This window comes from Nostocoides veronense (genome assembly GCF_039531185.1).
GTDB classification, from domain to species: Bacteria; Actinomycetota; Actinomycetes; order Actinomycetales; family Dermatophilaceae; genus Nostocoides_A; species Nostocoides_A veronense.
Window position 1 is genome coordinate 137,112 of sequence record NZ_BAAAPO010000033.1, and the last position, 17,158, is coordinate 154,269.

General features: G+C 69.0%; 14 protein-coding genes. 13 read left to right on the forward strand and 1 reads right to left on the reverse strand.

The window, feature by feature from the left end; translation table 11 throughout:
* Window positions 1–10 precede the first annotated feature (10 nt).
* The 11 genes from ABD225_RS10795 (at window position 11) to ABD225_RS10845 (ending at window position 15,700) form a co-directional block, all read left to right on the forward strand.
* Complete coding sequence (locus tag ABD225_RS10795) at window positions 11–3,106, forward strand: lipid II flippase MurJ (RefSeq protein ID WP_344084815.1); 3,096 nt, start codon at window positions 11–13, stop codon at window positions 3,104–3,106.
* 8 nt (window positions 3,107–3,114) lie between these two features.
* Window positions 3,115–4,359 carry a glycosyltransferase gene (locus ABD225_RS10800; RefSeq protein ID WP_344084818.1) on the forward strand — a complete coding sequence of 415 codons (1,245 nt, stop codon included), beginning with the start codon at window positions 3,115–3,117 and terminating at the stop codon, window positions 4,357–4,359.
* Between the two features lie 3 nt (window positions 4,360–4,362).
* On the forward strand, window positions 4,363–5,532 hold the full coding sequence (locus tag ABD225_RS10805; protein ID WP_344084821.1) for a glycosyltransferase family 4 protein: 1,170 nt from the start codon (window positions 4,363–4,365) through the stop codon (window positions 5,530–5,532).
* Window positions 5,533–5,726: 194 nt separating this feature from the next.
* Entirely contained in the window at window positions 5,727–6,317 is a 591-nt protein-coding gene (gene pth, locus ABD225_RS10810) for an aminoacyl-tRNA hydrolase (RefSeq protein ID WP_344084824.1), read from the forward strand.
* Window positions 6,317–9,916, forward strand: a complete 3,600-nt coding sequence (mfd, locus tag ABD225_RS10815; RefSeq protein WP_344084827.1) for a transcription-repair coupling factor — start codon at window positions 6,317–6,319, stop codon at window positions 9,914–9,916. Before pth ends, mfd begins: the two co-directional genes overlap by 1 nt.
* A gap of 20 nt (window positions 9,917–9,936) precedes the next feature.
* The gene (locus tag ABD225_RS10820) at window positions 9,937–10,515 is read left to right on the forward strand and encodes a SurA N-terminal domain-containing protein (RefSeq protein WP_344084830.1); all 579 of its coding nucleotides are present in this window, start codon (window positions 9,937–9,939) and stop codon (window positions 10,513–10,515) included.
* Window positions 10,516–10,545: 30 nt separating this feature from the next.
* On the forward strand, window positions 10,546–11,319 hold the full coding sequence (locus ABD225_RS10825; protein WP_344084833.1) for a MazG family protein: 774 nt from the start codon (window positions 10,546–10,548) through the stop codon (window positions 11,317–11,319).
* Entirely contained in the window at window positions 11,316–12,380 is a 1,065-nt protein-coding gene (locus ABD225_RS10830) for a PfkB family carbohydrate kinase (RefSeq protein WP_344084836.1), read from the forward strand. Before ABD225_RS10825 ends, ABD225_RS10830 begins: the two co-directional genes overlap by 4 nt.
* A complete protein-coding gene (locus ABD225_RS10835; RefSeq protein WP_344084839.1) occupies window positions 12,377–13,312 on the forward strand; it encodes a pseudouridine-5'-phosphate glycosidase in 936 nt (311 codons plus the stop codon). Before ABD225_RS10830 ends, ABD225_RS10835 begins: the two co-directional genes overlap by 4 nt.
* Window positions 13,313–13,366: 54 nt before the next feature.
* Window positions 13,367–14,836, forward strand: coding sequence for an amidase (locus ABD225_RS10840; protein WP_344084842.1), 1,470 nt, complete (start codon window positions 13,367–13,369; stop codon window positions 14,834–14,836).
* A gap of 318 nt (window positions 14,837–15,154) precedes the next feature.
* A complete protein-coding gene (locus ABD225_RS10845) occupies window positions 15,155–15,700 on the forward strand; it encodes an HAAS signaling domain-containing protein (RefSeq protein ID WP_344084845.1) in 546 nt (181 codons plus the stop codon).
* Here the strand turns inward: ABD225_RS10845 and ABD225_RS10850 are convergent.
* Complete coding sequence (locus tag ABD225_RS10850; protein ID WP_344084848.1) at window positions 15,697–16,437, reverse strand: winged helix-turn-helix transcriptional regulator; 741 nt, start codon at window positions 16,435–16,437, stop codon at window positions 15,697–15,699. The two genes, ABD225_RS10845 and ABD225_RS10850, sit on opposite strands and share 4 nt — an antisense overlap.
* Between ABD225_RS10850 and ABD225_RS10855 the strand changes: the two genes are divergently transcribed.
* Entirely contained in the window at window positions 16,436–16,822 is a 387-nt protein-coding gene (locus ABD225_RS10855; protein WP_166813949.1) for a hypothetical protein, read from the forward strand. The genes ABD225_RS10850 and ABD225_RS10855 overlap by 2 nt on opposite strands.
* Window positions 16,819–17,151 carry a TfoX/Sxy family protein gene (locus tag ABD225_RS10860; protein WP_166813951.1) on the forward strand — a complete coding sequence of 111 codons (333 nt, stop codon included), beginning with the start codon at window positions 16,819–16,821 and terminating at the stop codon, window positions 17,149–17,151. The genes ABD225_RS10855 and ABD225_RS10860 overlap by 4 nt, the downstream gene beginning before the upstream one ends.
* The last annotated feature ends 7 nt before the right edge of the window (window positions 17,152–17,158 follow it).

Sequence of the window (17,158 nt, forward strand, 5' to 3'; positions counted from 1 at the left end):
CGGCATACTCATGAGCATCAGCGAGGACCAGCGGACGCAGGAGAGCGAGAAGTCGCCCAAGGCGGTTGTGCGCCAAAGCGGCATCACCTCCGTCGTCGCGACCGTCGGGGTCTTCAGCGGTCTGCTGCTCGATATGGCGTGGACCTCGGTCTTCGGGGTTGGCTTCGCCTCCGATGCCTGGGTGCTCGCGCTGCGCCTGCCGCTGGCCGTGACAGCGGTGGCCATGGTCGTGGCGAATCAGGTTCTCGTGCCGACCTTCTCGGCGTGGGAGAGCCGACTGGCGCCCCGAGAGCGGGCTCGCGCGATCAGCGCCGTGATCTTCGGCGTCACCGCCTTCGGGCTGCTGATCGCCGCCTTGATGACCGTCTTTTCGTATCCGCTGATGGCCTCGGTCGGCCACGGCTTCGCCGACAGTCCCGGCAAGCTCGAACTGGCCTCCCGGATGAACCAGATCATCGCGTGGTACATCCCGTGCGTGCTGGCGGCCGAAGCGCTGCGCTGCTGGCTGAACGCCAAACTCGTCGTCGGCTTCCCGGCCGCCATGACCTTGGTGCTCAACCTGGTCGCCGTCGCGATGATCTTGCTCGGCCCGAACGAGCACGAAGAGCTTGTGCCACTGGCCTATGTCGCGGGTTCCCTCGTGCAGGTCGTCGCCATGGCCGGGATGGCGTTGGTCAAGGGCTGGCGGCCCGCCCTCCCCGACTTCGGCCACCCCGAGGTCCGCGAGACCACCCGGCTGTTCGGCCGGCCGACGGCGGGGGCCGCGCTCAACCCGGTCGTGCGCGTGCTGGAGGTCAGCGTCGCGAGCACGCTTCCGCAGAGCTCCGCCACGATCTTGCATTTCGGCACCCGGCTGGCCGCCGCCGTGGGCGGCACGATCGTCTTCCGCTCGATCATGGTCACCGTGCTGCCGCGCATCTCGCGGGCGTATGGCCGCGGCGACACCGCCGCCTTCCGCAGCATGACCCGGCTCGGGATGCGGATGATGTTTTTCTTGTCCGTGCCGATGACGATCCTCGGCGTGATCCTGGCCCCCAGCTTGACGAAATTCGTCTTCTCGGTCGTCCCGAAGTTCGGCGCCGAGCAGGTTGCCACCCTCGGCGTCGTCATGGCGCTGTATTCACTCAGCTTCGTCGGCGCCGGCGTGCAGCGTTCGCTGCTGGCGCCCTTCTATGCGATGCGCGACACCAAGACCCCATGGCGCAACACGCTCTATGCGACGCTTGCCAATATCGTCCTGCTGCTGGCCGCAGCACCCCTCGTCGGCACCGGCGAGCACGCGATCTACCTCTTTCCGATCGTTTACAGCCTGGCCCAGGTCGTCAATGTCGCGCACGCCTGGTGGCGTATGCGGACCGTGCCGGGCCTGGAGCGGCTGCCATTGCTCGTGCCGCTTGCCGGTAGTCTGGTCACCGGACTCATCGGGGGGCTGGCGGCGTGGGCCGTTCTGCGCCTGGCACCCGCCGACCCGAGCGCCCTTCGCCCGATCCTGGCCACGGTGGCCGGAGTGGGCCTCGCCTTCGGGCTCGGGATCCTCGCCTTCAAGCGCGGAAGCCGTGGCCCCGCGGGGGAGCGAGGGAACGCCTCGGCGACCGAGTCCAGCACGCCAATGACGCTCGTCGCGCACGAGCAGGAGGACACGTACGTGAGCACCACCACCGAGTTGCCAGCGCCGCGGCGCGCCCCAGGTCGCGCCGACGGGGCGGGGCTGTTTAGCCTCGGCAATGTCCTGACTGCTGTGCTCGGCGTGGCTCTGACGGCGTGGACCGTGGTCGGGCTCTTCGGCAACACCCCGCGGATGGCGGTCGCGCTCCCGCTGGCTGTGGTTGTCGGCGTCGCCTTGCTGCTCGTGGCGTTCTACGACCTCGAAACCTTCGTCCTTGTGGCGCTGGCGATGCGGGCCTCGCTCGACGCGCTGCGCACCCCCGGCCCCGCCCCGGACCCGCACCTCGCGCTCGGGCTGATGATGCTCGGGCTCGGCACTTTCTGGCTGATCGCCCGGCGCGCCCGGCTGGGGCGCAATTTTCCGATCTCGGCGCTCGGTGTCTCCTATCTCGCCTTCCTCGGCATCGCGCTGATCGGCGTCATCACCTCGGCACGGTGGGCCACGAGCATCACCGAGTGGTCGCGTATCGCCAATATCGTCGTCATCTTCTTGGTCGCTGAGCAGTTCGCTGCGCGGGGTTCACGGTTGAAGCCCTTCGTTGCCGCCATCGGCCTCTCGATCCTGGTCCCGGCCGCCGTCGCGCTCGTCCAACTCAGTTCCGGCGCGGGCCTGTTCGTTGCGGGCGGCTTCTCGCGCATCACCGGCACCTTCGACCACAGCAACCCGCTCGCGTACTTCAGCGTCGTTGTCTTGCTGCTCATGGTCGCGGTCTATCCCGTGGTCCACGACCTGACGCGCCTGGCCGTGGGGGTGGTGGCACTGATCTCGTTGGTCTGCCTCGGCCTGACCTACACCCGCTCCGCCTGGGTGGTCGCGCTCCTCGGGGTCGCCATCCTGCTCGCCCGGCGCCGTTCGTATGCCGCCCTGACCGTCATCGCCGCCCTCGCTGTGCTCGGGGCGGCCACTCCGCAGGTGCAGGCGCGTTTTGCGGACCTGGAGACCTCGGCGCAGTTGTCGGGCAAGCCGGCGAACTCCCTCGCCTGGCGCTTCGCCTATTGGGGCGAATCCCTCGATGTCGCCAAGCCGAGCCCGATCGCCGGCGTGGGATTGCGAACGGTCGCCACGACGACCGCCGAAGGCAAGCAGCCGCACAACGACATCATCCGGTCGTATGTCGAGCTTGGCATCCCGGGCCTGCTGAGCTATCTGCTCGTTCTGATCCTCATGGTGTGGACCACCGCCAAGGGCGCCGCCGACGCGGCCCGACGGGGGGTGCGCGGCATCGAGCGCGCCATCGCCGAAGCCGGCCTGGTCGTGGCCATCTCGGTTGCCGTGCTGTCGCTGGTCGCGAACCTGATGTCCCAGGCGGTCGTGACGATCTATGCCGTGACGGTCATCGGCTTGGCCACGGGCACCTACTTGCGTCGCAAGCGCCTTGACGCCCAAGCCGAAGAGGACGCCGATGTGCGCGCTCGCTCGGCCCGGATCGTGCGAGCCTGACCTGACCGATGCGGATCCTGCAGGTCAATAAGTTTCTGTACCGACGCGGCGGGGCGGAGGGTTATCTCCTCGATCTCGCCGAACAGCAGCGCGCTGCCGGGCACCAGGTCGAATACTTCGGCATGGCGCATCCGGACAATCTGCCGATGACCTACGCCCGGCATTTCCCCTCGCATGTCGAGTTCGAGCCGCCGCCGACCGATCCGCGCGGCCGCCTCGAACTTGTCGGCCGCATGCTGTGGTCCAAGCAGGCCTATGACGGGATGCGCGCGGTCCTCGCGGACTTTCGTCCCGATGTCGTGCACATGCACAACATCTACCACCAGCTCTCGCCGTCGATGGTGCGCGCCTGCGCCAAGTTGGGCGTGCCCGTCGTCATGACGCTGCACGACTACAAGCTCGCCTGCCCGACCTACCAATTCCTCGACAAGGGCGAGGTGTGCACGGCCTGCGTCGGCGGCTCACTGACCGAGGCCGTCAAGCGCCGGTGCAAGGACGGTTCACTCGCCGCGAGCGCGATCGCCGCGGTCGAGGTCCGCGCCCACCGCCTGCTGCGCGCCTACGATCCGGTCTCACGCTTCCTGTGCCCCAGCGCCTTCCTGCGCGACCAGATGGTCGCGGCCGGACTGCATACGACCAAGATGGTGCACCTCGACAACTTCACTGACACCGACGTGCCGGTGCGCGAGGGCGCCGGCTCCGGTGTGCTCTTCGCGGGCCGGCTCTCGCGGGAGAAAGGCGTCGACACCCTCATTGAGGCGGCCGCGCTGCTGGCCCCGGAGCTTGGTGGCACGGTCCTCGATGTCGTCGGGGACGGCCCGGAGCGCGCCGAATGGGAGGCTCTGGCGCAGCGGCTGGCGCCGGAGGCCATTCGCTTCCACGGTCGGGTCAGCGCCGATGAGGTGCGCACCCTGCTGCGCGCATCCCGGGTGAGCGCGATCCCGTCGCGGTGGTACGAAAACCAGCCCCTCTCGGTCCTGGAGTCCTTTGCGTCCGGTGTGCCGGTCGTGGGCTCGGCGATGGGGGGATTGAACGACCTGATCACCCCCGCCGTCGACGGCGACCTGGTGCCCGCGGACGATCCCGTGGCCCTGGCGGCGGCGCTGCGGCCATACCTCATGGACCCCGAGTTGGCACAGGGCCAGGGGGCAGCGGCCCGCGAGCGCGCCCTGGCCCGCCACAATCCGCGTGGGCACGCGCAGCGGATCGAAGAGATTTACACCCAGGCCATCGGCGAGAAAGGTGCCGCCTGAGTCATGCGTATCGCGATGGTGGGGCTGCGGGGCTTGCCGGCGACCTTCGGCGGGATCGAAAAACATGTCGAGGAACTCGGCGCGCGGCTGGCCCAACGCGGCCACGAGGTGACGGTCTTTTGCCGTCCGTCCTATCTCACGCAGGCCACGAATGTGCCGGCGGAGTTTGGCTATCAGCCGCCCGCTGGCCGCCGGCCGGGGAGCTATCGCGGCATGATTCTGCGCAATCTGCCGGCCCCGGAGGGCAAGGGGCTGGAGGCATTCGTCCACAGCGGTTTGGCGGCGGGGGCAAGCGTGGGCAAGGGCTACGACGTCGTGCACTTTCACGCGCTCGGCCCGGGGTTGTTCAGCCCGATTCCCAAGTACCTGTCCCGTGCCGGCGTCGTGCAGACCATTCACGGCCTCGATGACGAGCGCAGCAAATGGGGTCGCGGCGCGAAGGCCTTGCTCGGCGCCGGCCGCCGCTTTTCGCACACGGTGCCGGACGAGGTCGTCGTGGTCTCCCAAGACCTCGGAAATACCTACCGCGAGCTCTACGGTCGCGACACGATCTACATTCCCAATGGCGGTCCGACGCCCACCCGCGTCGCGCCCGGGGCCACGCTGGAGCGCTTCGGCCTGGAGCCCGGGCGGTATGCCATGTTCCTCGGGCGTCTGGTGCCCGAAAAGGACCCTGGGCTTGTGCTGGACGCCTGGTCCCGGCTGGACACGGATGTGCGGCTGGCGATTGTTGGCGATTCGGCCAATACCGACCTGTTCACCGCCGATCTGCGGGCCCGCGCCGCGACCGACCCCCGCGTGGTCATGACCGGCTATGTCTATGGCGAAGACTTGAGCGAATTGCTCTGCAATGCCGCGCTTTTCGTCCAGCCATCGAAGCTCGAAGGGCTGCCGATCACCTTGCTGGAGGCGGCCGCATATGAAGTGCCGGTCGTCGTCAGCGATATCCCACCGCATCTCGAAGTCGTGCCCACCTCGGGGCCGGGACACCGCGTCTTCCCGGTGACCGATGCCGACGCACTCGCCGCGGCGATCAAGGCCGAGCTGGCCGACCCAGCGGCCTCCCGCGCGGCGGCCAGCCAGTGGTCGGCGCAGGTGGCGGCGCATTACAACTGGGATCTCGCGACCGATCGGCTTGTCGAGGTCTACGAGCGGGCCGCGCGGCGCCGCTGAGCGGGCCGGTCGACATACGGTCGGGGCCATGACCAACGAGCGCGAGCCGATCCGCGCGGCCGAGGTGCCGGGCGCGAGCTGCACCCGGGAAGTCTGCGCTTGACCCCTGCTCTAAAGCAGGCGGAAGCGCACACTTCCGGCATCCGGAGAGAAATGGGGGAGCACCCCCGCGGGGCAGGGATAATTGGACGGTTATGGATAGCTGGTTGGTGGTGGGGTTGGGCAACCCCGGGGCGCGCTATGCCGGCAACCGGCACAATGTCGGCGCGCACGTGATCGACGACCTCGCCGCGCGGGCGCGGGTCAGCCTGTCGGCGCACAAGGGCGGGCTGCGAGCGGCGCGCGTACACCTGCCCGGGCCGGGCGGGACGCCGGCCGTGCTCGCGATCCCGACGAGCTATATGAACGTCTCCGGGCCGCCGGTGCGCGAGATTGCCGGCTTCTACAAGATCCCCCCGGAGCGCATCGTTGTCGTGCACGACGAGCTCGACATCGACTTCGGTCTGGTGCGGTTGAAGAAGGGCGGCGGCGAGGGCGGCCACAACGGGCTGCGCTCGATCACGGCGAGCCTCGGCACCAAGGACTACCACCGGGTGCGCGTCGGCATCGGGCGCCCGCCCGGCCGGATGGATCCGGCGGACTATGTGCTGCGCGACTTCTCGGCGCAGGAGAAGCCGGAAATCGCCGTGACCGTTGCCGAGGCCGGCGATGCCGTCGAGCTGCTCGTCTCCGACGGCTTGCTCGCCGCGCAGCAACGTTTCCACTCCCCGGCGGAAGGTCGCTGATGCTCACCGGTGTTCTCGACCTGCTGCGCGCCGACGCAAGTGTGCAATCCGCCCTCTCCGCGCTCGACACCTCGGCGGGTGAGCGCGCCGTCGAGGTCGGCCTGCCCCGGGGTATGCGGGCCCCCCTGCTCGCGCTCGCCGGCGCCGGGCGCGGGACCGTGCTCGCCGTGACGGCCACCGCTCGTGAGGCGGAGGATCTCGCGGCGGCCTTGTCCGCATACCTCCCGCCCGAGGTGGTCGCGACCTTCCCGAGCTGGGAAACGCTGCCGCACGAGCGGCTTTCGCCGCGCAGTGACACGGTCGGTCGCCGGCTGGCGGTGCTGCGGCGGCTGGCCCATCCGGATCCTGACGACGCCACGCTCGGCCCGATCCAGATCCTGACCTGTTCGGTGCGGGCCCTGCTGCAGCCGATCGTCACCGGACTCGGCGACCTCGAACCGGTGCGGCTGAGCGCCGGTGACGAGCGGCCCTTGGAACAGGTCGCGGCCGACCTGGCCAATGCGGCCTACGCCCGCACCGATCTGGTCGAGCGGCGCGGCGAGTTCGCCGTGCGCGGCGGCATCCTTGATGTCTTCCCGCCGACCGAGGAGCACCCGCTGCGGGTGGAGTTCTGGGGCGATCAGGTCGAGGAGATCCGCTGGTTCAAGGTCGCCGATCAGCGCAGCCTTGAGGTCGCCGACCATGGCCTGTGGGCACCGCCGTGCCGCGAAGTGCTGCTGACCGATGCGGTCCGAGCGCGGGCCGCCGTGCTGGCGGAGCAGTTGCCCGGTGTCGCGGATCTGCTGGCCAAGGTCGCCGAGGGCATCGCGGTCGAGGGGATGGAGTCACTCGCCCCCGCGCTCGTCGACGGCATGGAGAGCCTGCTGGATGTGCTGGGCGCCGGGGCGGCGGTGGCGATCGTCGATCCCGAGCGGGTGCGGGCGCGCGCGCATGATCTGGTCGCGACGAGCGAGGAGTTCCTCCAGGCGTCATGGAGCAATGCTGCGGCCGGGAATGCCGTGCCGATCGACCTGCTCGGGGTGCTCGGGACGGCGTCCTATTGGAGCCTGACGCAGGCGCACGACCACGCCGACGCGGCTGGGCTGCCGTGGTGGGTGCTCGGCGGCTTCGAGATCGACGCGGAACTCGCAGAGTTCGGCGGCGCCGACGAGCCGTCGGCGCGGATCGAGGCGGGGGAGGGCACGGCATACCGCGGGCAGACCGAGGACGCGGTGCGCGATATCACCGGGCTGGTCGAATCCGGCTGGCGGGTGCAGATTGTCACGGAGGGGCCGGGGCTCGCGGGCCGCATCGGCGAGGTGCTCGGGGAGCGCGGCATACCCACCCGCCCGGGGGCGGCGCCGGAGCCCGGCGTGGTCGCGGTGGCGACCGGGAGTGTGGGTCCGGGCTTCCGGATGGAGCCGGCCAAGGTGGCGGTGATCACCGAGACCGACCTGATGGGCACGGCCGCTGGTGCCGGCTCGACCAAGGACATGCGCCGGATGCCGTCGCGGCGGCGCAACCAGGTCGACCCGCTGCAGTTGAAGCCGGGCGATTTCGTCGTGCACGAGCAGCATGGCGTCGGGCGGTTCGTCGAGATGATGCAGCGCACGGTGGCGGGGGCGACGCGGGAGTATCTCGTGATCGAGTACGCCGCCTCCAAGCGCGGCCAGCCCGCAGACCGGCTTTTCGTGCCGACCGATCAGCTCGACCAGGTGACGCGCTATGTGGGCGGTGAGGCGCCGACCATCAACCGGCTCGGCGGCAGCGACTGGCAGCAGACCAAGGCCCGGGCCCGCAAGTATGTCCGGCAGATCGCCGCCGAACTCATCCGGCTCTACAGCGCGCGGATGGCGACCTCCGGGCACGCCTTCGCCCCGGACACCCCGTGGCAGCGCGAGTTGGAGGATGCCTTCGCGTATGCCGAAACGCCCGACCAGCTCTCGACCATCGATGAGGTCAAGGCCGATATGGAGCGCTCGGTGCCCATGGACCGGCTGATCTGCGGCGATGTCGGCTATGGCAAGACCGAGATCGCGGTGCGGGCGGCTTTCAAGGCGATCCAGGATGGCAAGCAGGTCGCTGTGCTCGTGCCGACGACCCTGCTCGTCTCGCAGCACCTGAACACCTTCACCGACCGGTATGCCGGCTTCCCCGTCGTCGTCAAGGCGCTCTCGCGCTTCCAGTCCGACAAGGAAGCCCAGCAGGTGCTGGGTGGGCTCAAAGACGGCTCGATCGATCTGGTCATCGGCACCCACCGGCTGCTGGGCTCCGAGGTGCGGTTCAAGGATCTTGGGCTTGTCGTCATCGATGAGGAGCAGCGCTTTGGCGTCGAGCACAAAGAGCAACTCAAGGCGCTGCGCACGGCTGTCGATGTGCTCTCGATGTCGGCCACCCCGATCCCGCGGACCTTGGAGATGGCCGTCACCGGCATCCGCGAAATGTCCACTCTCGCAACGCCTCCGGAGGAGCGGCACCCGATCCTCACTTTTGTCGGGCCCTATGACGAGAAGCAGATCACTGCGGCGATCCGGCGCGAACTGCTGCGCGACGGTCAGGTCTTCTATGTCCACAACAAGGTCGCGACCATCGAGCGGGCCGCGGCGCGGCTGCGGGATCTGGTGCCCGAGGCTCGGATCGCGACCGCCCACGGCAAGATGGGCGAGCACAAGCTCGAGCAGGTGGTCCAGGACTTCTGGGAACGCCGCTCCGATGTTCTCGTCTGCACGACGATCGTCGAGACCGGCCTGGACATCTCCAATGCCAACACCTTGATCCTCGAGCGCGCCGATCAACTCGGGCTCTCGCAATTGCACCAGTTGCGCGGGCGGGTTGGACGCGGTCGCGATCGGGCCTATGCCTACTTCCTGTATCCGCCGGAGAAGCCGCTGACCGAGACCGCGATCGAGCGGCTGCAGACGATCGCGGCCAATACCGACCTGGGGGCCGGCATGCAGGTCGCGATGAAGGATCTGGAGATCCGCGGCGCCGGCAATCTGCTCGGCGGCGAGCAGTCCGGGCATATCGCCGGGGTCGGGTTCGATTTGTATGTCCGGCTGGTCGGCGAGGCGGTCGCGAACTTCCGCGGCGACGCCGAGGAGACGGTCACCGAACTCTCGGTGGAGTTGCCCGTCGATGCGCACCTGCCGCATACCTATATCCCGGGCGAGCGGCTGCGGCTGGAGGCCTACAAGAAGCTCGCCCAGGTCGTGTCCGAGGCGGAACTCGGCGAGGTCGAGGCCGAGCTGATCGACCGTTATGGCCCGCTGCCGGAGCCGGTCTCCAATCTCGTGGCGGTTGCGCGCCTGCGAGTCCTGGCCCGTCAGGCCGGGATCACCGAGATCGCCGTTCAGGGCAATCACGTTCGCTTCGCGCCGGTGGACCTTCGAGACAGCCAGGAGTTGCGCCTGACACGCTTGTACCCGAAGTCGCTCTACAAGGCCGGAGTCCGTACGATGCTGGTGCCGAAGCCGATGACGGCGCGCGTGGGCGGCAAGCCCCTGCGTGACCTCGCGGTGCTGGGCTGGGCGAGTGATGTGATTCGCGCGATCCTGCTGGACCAGATCGCCGTTTCGGGTCAGGTGGCCGCGGCTCAAGCCGCGACGCGGCCGGGGCGTTAGTCGACGAGAGAAGGACATCGATGAGCAAGTCGAAGCGGGCAGCCGCCCTGGCGCTGGCGCTGGGGAGCGCCCTGGCCCTGAGCGGATGCGGTGGCACCAATGTCGCCGCCAGCGTCGACGGCCGGGTCATCACCGAGGACTCCGCGCGGATCGTCACCGAGCAGATCCGCAAGAACTTCGGTGAGAATGTCGGCGACTTCCAGACCCCGTCGGCGGTCAGCTATCTCATCATGGCGCCCTTCATGATCGACGCCGCCGCCGAGGCCGGCATCCCGGTGAGCGAGCAGGAGGCTCGCGCCGCCCTGACCGAGATCAGCGACCCCGCCCCGGAGACCATCGAGGTCGTGCGGGCCAATGCCGCGATCGGCGCGCTGCAGCAGACCCATCCCGAGGCGCTGCAAAAGGCCTCCGAGAAGATGGCCGCCGCCAAGATCAGCGTCAACCCGCGCTATGGCGCCTTCGATATCGCCACCGGTCAGATGAGCGCCAAGACGCCCAACTGGATCGCGGGCAGCGGCCAGGAGCCGGCGGCGGATGGCTCGCAGGAGCCGGCCACGGATGGCTCGGGCGGAACGCAAGAACCGACGCCGGCCGGCTGAGCCGACCGGTCCGCATACCTCCTGATCCCCGTGACCCTCGCCGCCCCGCCCGGGCTCACCCTGCTGCTGACATCGCCGCGGGTGGCGCCCGGCCTGCTGACGCGCGACGCGTGGCACAGTCTCGACGCAGCAGCCGCCGTGCTGGCCGCTGATGTGGCGGACCCGCTGGCCGAGGCCGTGTCGGCATCGGGGGTGGCCGTGGAGGCGCTCCCGGGTGAGCCGCCGGCTTTGGCTCGCCGCCTGGTGGAGTTGGCGGGTGCTGGGCCGGTGGTGTGGCTGATCGGGGCCGATGGCGACGAGGGCCTGACCGATGCGATCGCCGCGGAGGTCTCGCGGCTGGACGAGCCGCCGCCCGTCGAGGTGCTCGCCGGTTCGTGGGATGTCCAGGGCGCGCGGCTGCTCGATGTCGTGGCGGTGATGGATCGCCTGCGCAGCCCTGGTGGCTGCCCGTGGGATGCCGAGCAGACGCACGCGAGCCTTGCGCCATATCTGCTGGAGGAGGCTCAGGAGACGGTCGAGGCGATCGAGTCGGGGGACCGCGAGCATCTGGCCGACGAACTCGGCGATGTGCTGCTACAGGTCGCCTTCCACGCGCGGGTCGCGCAAGAGGATGCGGTCGCGCCCTTCGATATCGACGATGTGGCCGCCGGACTGGTCGCCAAATTGGTCCGCCGGCATCCGCACGTCTTCGGCGAGAGCGACGCCTCGACGCCCGAGGAGGTCGAGGCGCAGTGGGCGGTCATCAAGGAGCAGGAGCGCGCCGAGAAGGCCGCCCGCGCCGGTGGGCCCGAGGCGGACGTATGACGCGGCCCCGGCGGGTGGTCGTCGTCGGGGGCGCCAATGTCGATGTCGTCGCCCGGTGCGGGGGACCGGCCGATCCCGGCTCGTCCACGCCGGGGCTGGTGACGGTCTGCGATGGCGGGGTGGGGCGCAATATCGCGGAAAATCTGGCCCGACTCGGAACCCCGGTCGCGCTGGTGGCGCCCTTCGGCGCCGATCCCGAGGGTGCGGCCTTGCGGGAGCGGTGCGCTGCCGTCGGGATCGATGTGGCCCATGCCGTCGCCTCACCCCTGCCGACCTCGCGCTATGTCGCCGTCCTCGACGAGCGCGGCGAACTCGTGCAGGGCATCAACGACATGCGCGCCGTCGACGCCTTGTCGCCTCGCGACCTCGCGCCGGCGCTGGCGTCTCTGACCTCCGCCGATGTGGTGGTTGTCGACGCCAACCTGCCGGTGCCTGTCCTCGCGGCGGTTGGTCGTGCCGCGGCTGCAGTGGGCGCCCCCGTCATCGCTGAGCCGGTGAGTGTGGCCAAGGCACCACGCCTCCTCGACACCGCCATGCCGCCCCCGTGGCTCGTGACCCCGAACGCGGCCGAGCTCGCGGCGCTGGGGGGTCTTGCAACTTCTGCTAGCAGAGGTAAATCAACTCCGCACAGCGTGCAAGGTCTGCAGATTCGACCAACCTCTGCTAGCCGAACTTCCTTGGGCGGGCCGCCGGACACGCGCGCCGCGACGGGCGGCGACGAGGCGCGCGATGACCAACTCCCCGCCGCCGAGGCCCTGCTGGAGCGGGGGGTGCAGGCCGTATGGCTGCGGCTCGGCTCCCGCGGGTCGGTGCTGGTTCGCGCCGATGGGCCGACCATCGAAACTCCCGCTCCCGCGGTCGAGGCCGCCGATGTCACCGGCGCCGGCGATGCGCTGCTCGCCGGTTTCCTACACGCGTGGGTGTCGGGTGCCGACCTGAGCGACGCCCTCACCCACGCCCACGCGGTGGCCGCCCTCACCGTCGCCGACCGGCATACGGTCCGCCCCGATCTGTCCCCGGCGCTCGTGGAGCGCTTCGTCACCACCGGAGGAATCGCGTGACTCATCCCTTGCTGCAGCTCGCCCCCGAGGTGGCCGAGGCGATCGAGGCCGGCCGGCCGGTCGTGGCGCTCGAATCGACGATCATCAGCCACGGCATGCCCTATCCCGACAATGTCGCGATGGCCCGCGAGGTCGAGCAGATCGTCCGCGACGGCGGCGCGACGCCGGCGACCATCGCCATCCTCGACGGGGTGCCGCGCATCGGTCTGGACGCCGATCAATTGGAGTTGCTCGCGCGTGATCCGGGCGTCATCAAGGTCAGTGTCCGGGACATCCCGTATGTCGTCGCGCGCCGCGGCCACGGCGCCACGACAGTCGCCGCCACGATGCGGCTTGCCGCGCTCGCGGGCATCCGGGTCTTCGTCACCGGTGGTCTCGGGGGAGTCCACCAAGGCGGCGAGGACACCATGGACGTCAGCGCGGACCTGACCGAACTCGGCACGACGAATGTCGCCGTCATCAGCGCCGGCGTGAAGTCCATCCTCGACATCGGGCGTACCCTCGAAGCCCTAGAAACCCTCGGTGTGCCCGTCGTCGGCTATGGCACCGAGGAGTTCCCGTCCTTCTTCTCCCGCTCGTCCGGATTCCGCGTCCCGATGCGCCTCGACACCCCGGAAGAACTCGCGGACCTCATGCGAGCCAAATGGGCGCTCGGCCTGGGCGGGGGAGTGTCGATCGCGAATCCCGTTCCGGCGCAAGACGAAATCCCCGCTGAAGAGATGGATGGGGTGATTGCCCAAGCGCTCGCGGACTGCGCTGCGCAGGGCATCACCGGCAAAGACATCACGCCCTATCTGCTCGGCCGGATCGTCGAGATCACCTCGGGTGCTTCGCTGCGCACCAATATCGCGCTGGTGCGCAGTAACGCCCGCCTCGGCGCTGCCCTGGCGGTGGCCTATGCAGCGCTGGCTGAGCCGGACCGCGTCGAGTAGCCCGGTGGCGACGCGGGCCTAGCGCACACGCGCGCCAGGCGGCACACTCCGCTCATGGACGAGTATCTGGACCACGACGCGATGGGCCTCGCGGAATTGGTGCGCACCAAGCAGGTCAGCCCGGCTGAACTCCTCGCGGCCGCCCAGGCCCGCGCCGACGCAGTGAATCCACGGATCAACGCCATCGTGCGCCGACTCGACCCGCCGGTCAGCCGTGCCGGGGTTGAGGCACCCTTCTACGGCGTGCCTTTCCTGTTCAAGGATCTCGACCATCACCTCGCCGGACATCCGACCGGCGCCGGATCACGGGCCTGGCAGAGTTACGTGCATAGGGAGAATGACGTCGTCTCGGACCGGTGGCTGGCCGCCGGACTGGTCGTCTTCGGCCGGACCAATACACCGGAGTTCGGGGCCAAGGGCATCACCGAGCCCCTGGTCGGGGGACCAACCCGCAACCCGTGGAATCTCGACCACGCGCCCGGCGGATCATCCGGAGGCTCCGCCGCCGCGGTGGCCGCCGGGATCGTGCCGTGCTCCGCGGCGAGCGATGGGGGCGGATCGATCCGCATACCCGCCTCCGCCTGCGGCGTCTTCGGCCTCAAGGCCACCCGGGGACTCATTCCGGCCGGCCCGCAGCTCGGCGAGGGACTGCTCGGCTCGGTCAGCAATGGCGTGCATTCCCGCTCGGTGCGCGATACCGCCGCGATGCTCGATGTGCTCGCCGGGCCGAGCCCGACCTCGCCCTATCTCGCCGCGCGCCCGGCCACCCCACTGCGCGAGGAGATCGGGCGCGATCCCGGCCGTTTGCGGGTGGCGGTGTGCACTGACAGCGCGATCAACCCCAAGCCCGATCCCGAGGCCATCACCGCGGCCGAGGCCACCGCGACCCTCCTGGAATCGCTCGGCCACCAGGTCGAGCGGCTCCCGAGGATGCCCTATGACGACGCCGCCCTCGCCAAGGACTTCCTCACCACGTGGTTCGCCTGGTGCGCCTGGCAGGTCGCGCAGTCCAAGCGAATCACGGGGGCCGGCGATGAGGGATTCGAGCCCGACACCTTGGTCATGGCCGCGCTCGGGCGTGCCACGAAGCCGGTCGACCTCGTCGCCGCGATCGAGAACCGGCAGCGGTATGTGCGCTCGATGGCGGCCTTCTTCGAGACCCACGACCTGCTACTCACCCCCACGACCGCGACGGCGCCCCCGCGGATCGGTGCCTTCGACCTGCCGCCGTTGGTGCAACGCGCGCAGGCTGCGCTGATCAAGGGTCGCTCGGCCGGAATTTTGCGCTTCACGCCGGTAGTCGACCAGATGATCACGCAGAATCTCGGCTGGGTGCCTTACACGCAACTCGCCAACCTCACCGGTCTACCCGCCATGTCGGTCCCGCTCCATTGGACGCCGGCCGGGCTCCCGATCGGCTCGCAGTTCGTCGGGCGCCTGGGCAGCGAGGCGATGCTGCTGCGCCTGGCCTCCCAACTCGAAGCCGCGCAACCCTGGTGGCACCGCCGCCCGCTTGTGATCTGAACCGCGACGGCGCCGGGCGGTGGACCACAGCACGGCTTCTGGTTTCCTGATTTCTTCAGCCCAGCGACCGAGGTGTGGCTCTTGCCCTTTCTCGCGATGGCGTTCTGCTATCCGCACTAGTACGCAATCCGCACTAGTCCGGATTCCGGAAGGAGCGCGCGGGTGGATCCAACGCAATTGGTCAAAGGGGTACTCGATCTCGCCGTGCTGGCCGCGATTGCCCGCGAGGACGGCTCACGTCCTGTCCACCCAAGCCAAGACCTGGTCCGCCTCCGCGGCGACGATGGACGGGCTGCTCGCAGAAGCAGGAGCACGCGGATGACCGAGACCACCGCCGTCATGACCACCGGGCCGGGGGCGGATGTTCGGGCCTATGTTGCGCAAGTGCGCGAGCAGTTGGCCGACCTGCCGTCTGAGGATGTCGACGATCTCACGCTCGGGATGGAAGCGGACCTGATGGAATTGGCGTCCGCGGCCGGTCCGGATCTGCGCTCGCGCCTTGGGACCCCGCAGGCGTATGCCGCGGAGTTGCGCTCCGCTGCTGGCCTCCCGGAGCGCTCGGCTCCGGCTCGCCCGAGTGTCCTGCGGAGCCTGAAGGAGCCGGCCGATCGACTCGGCGATCGGATCTTGACCGCTGCCCCCTGGCTTCGGGAGCTGCGCGGCGGTTGGTGGTTGGCGCGGGCCGCCATCGTGGGCATGTTCGTGGGCTGGTTGTTCTACTGGTCGCCGCTTCTCACCCTCGTGCTCGTGGTCGTCCTCGGTGCCGCCTCGATCTGGCTTGGCCTGCGCACGCGTGCTGGACGGACACGCTGGTGGCCGCTCCTCATCCTCAACCTGCTCGCCGCCCTCATCGCGCTCTTCTAGTTGTAATGACCGGGGACGTTAGTCGACGCTTGGGGCGCTGGTAGAACTCGCGTCAGGGCCGCGGCATCGCCGGTGACATCCACGCCCTGCGCGATAGCGGCGGGCAGAGGCATTGCGCCTTGTAGGAGGGCAACCAGTACCGGCCCGGGGCCTGTAACACCCGCCAGGGGGCTGACGTCGCGCCGGCAAGGGTCCACCGTGATGGTCCCGTCGGCGGCGGTGAGGTCGAAGCCGTCGTCGAAGGTGCTGAACCGGATCACGATCGGTGGCTCGTCCGGCCTGTGATCCGCGAGGAGGAAGCGTGCCGGTTGGCTGAGCCAGTGCATCTGGAAGATCGCATCACTCGGCGCGTCTGGAACCGTCGGTGCACCCCACTTCAGAAGCTCGCGCAGCACTCCGTCCAGGGCCCGGCCACGCTCGGTAAGCCGATACGTTGGCGTGCCCGGGTTTCCTGGGGCGGGCTCGCGGGCGACGACACCGTTGGTCTCGAGGTCCCGCAGACGCTGGGTGAGCAGGTTCGTCGCGATGCCAGGCAGGCCGCGCTGGACTTCGCCAAAGCGCAATGCGCCCCCGATCAGCAGCTCACGCACGATCAGGAGAGTCCACCGGTCACCGACGACATCCAGGGCGCGAGCGATCGAGCAGAGCTGTCCGTAGGACTTCACCTGAACCCCCTTGACTTTATCAAGTGACTGCTTGAAAGTATCAAGCACCATTCTCACACCAAGGAGAGCCATGCCCGCCACCCTGTCTTCTGCCGCACCTCAGACCCTCAAGGACTATTACCGGATCCTCGAGTCCGGCATCGACAGTTACCAGGACGGGGCTGACCTACGGCCTCTGCTGGGTGACCACCTCGACTTCACGGGTTCCCTCGCCGGACACCTCCCCGACGCCACCGATGGCTTCCTGGGCGGGGTTGCCGGTTTCATTGCGACGGTCAAGCAGATCGAGATCATCCACGACGTGCACGGCCCTAACGGCTCCGCCGTGCTCTACACGGCGACCATGCCCGGCGGTCCCATGACCTTCGCGGAGTTCTTCACCTTCGACGGCGGACGCATCGCGTCCTTGAACCTTCACTACAGCGGCCCCGAGTACATCGAGAAGGGTGGACGATGACAGCACAGAAGGACCTGGTTGAGCGAGTTCGTGACGCGCTAAGAGCTCGCAACCCTCGTGAGGTGTCGATGTTCGGGGGAGTGTCGTTCATGGTCGAGGACCGGATGGTCGTCGCCGCTCGTCGGGAAGGGACACTCCTGCTACGCATCGACCCCGCTGACGCGGAGGACCTACTCGCCCGTCCTGGTGCTCACCCTGCGCTCATGGGTGCAGACCGCCCCATGGGCGAAGGCTGGATCAGCATTGAACAGGCCGCCCTCCAGGGACCTGGGCTCGAGTCCTGGCTTGCGCCAGCACTCACCTTCCACGCAGCGCAAGGCTCCAAGTAGAAGTCTC

Coding starts and splice junctions, on each gene's coding strand:
- ABD225_RS10795 (WP_344084815.1), top strand. CDS start 11: ATGAGCATCAGCGAGGACCAGCGGACGCAGGAGAGCGAGAAGTCGCCC.
- ABD225_RS10800 (WP_344084818.1), top strand. CDS start 3,115: ATGCGGATCCTGCAGGTCAATAAGTTTCTGTACCGACGCGGCGGGGCG.
- ABD225_RS10805 (WP_344084821.1), top strand. CDS start 4,363: ATGCGTATCGCGATGGTGGGGCTGCGGGGCTTGCCGGCGACCTTCGGC.
- pth (WP_344084824.1), top strand. CDS start 5,727: ATGGATAGCTGGTTGGTGGTGGGGTTGGGCAACCCCGGGGCGCGCTAT.
- mfd (WP_344084827.1), top strand. CDS start 6,317: ATGCTCACCGGTGTTCTCGACCTGCTGCGCGCCGACGCAAGTGTGCAA.
- ABD225_RS10820 (WP_344084830.1), top strand. CDS start 9,937: ATGAGCAAGTCGAAGCGGGCAGCCGCCCTGGCGCTGGCGCTGGGGAGC.
- ABD225_RS10830 (WP_344084836.1), top strand. CDS start 11,316: ATGACGCGGCCCCGGCGGGTGGTCGTCGTCGGGGGCGCCAATGTCGAT.
- ABD225_RS10840 (WP_344084842.1), top strand. CDS start 13,367: ATGGACGAGTATCTGGACCACGACGCGATGGGCCTCGCGGAATTGGTG.
- ABD225_RS10845 (WP_344084845.1), top strand. CDS start 15,155: ATGACCGAGACCACCGCCGTCATGACCACCGGGCCGGGGGCGGATGTT.
- ABD225_RS10855 (WP_166813949.1), top strand. CDS start 16,436: ATGCCCGCCACCCTGTCTTCTGCCGCACCTCAGACCCTCAAGGACTAT.
- ABD225_RS10850 (WP_344084848.1), bottom strand. CDS start 16,437: ATGGCTCTCCTTGGTGTGAGAATGGTGCTTGATACTTTCAAGCAGTCA.
- ABD225_RS10860 (WP_166813951.1), top strand. CDS start 16,819: ATGACAGCACAGAAGGACCTGGTTGAGCGAGTTCGTGACGCGCTAAGA.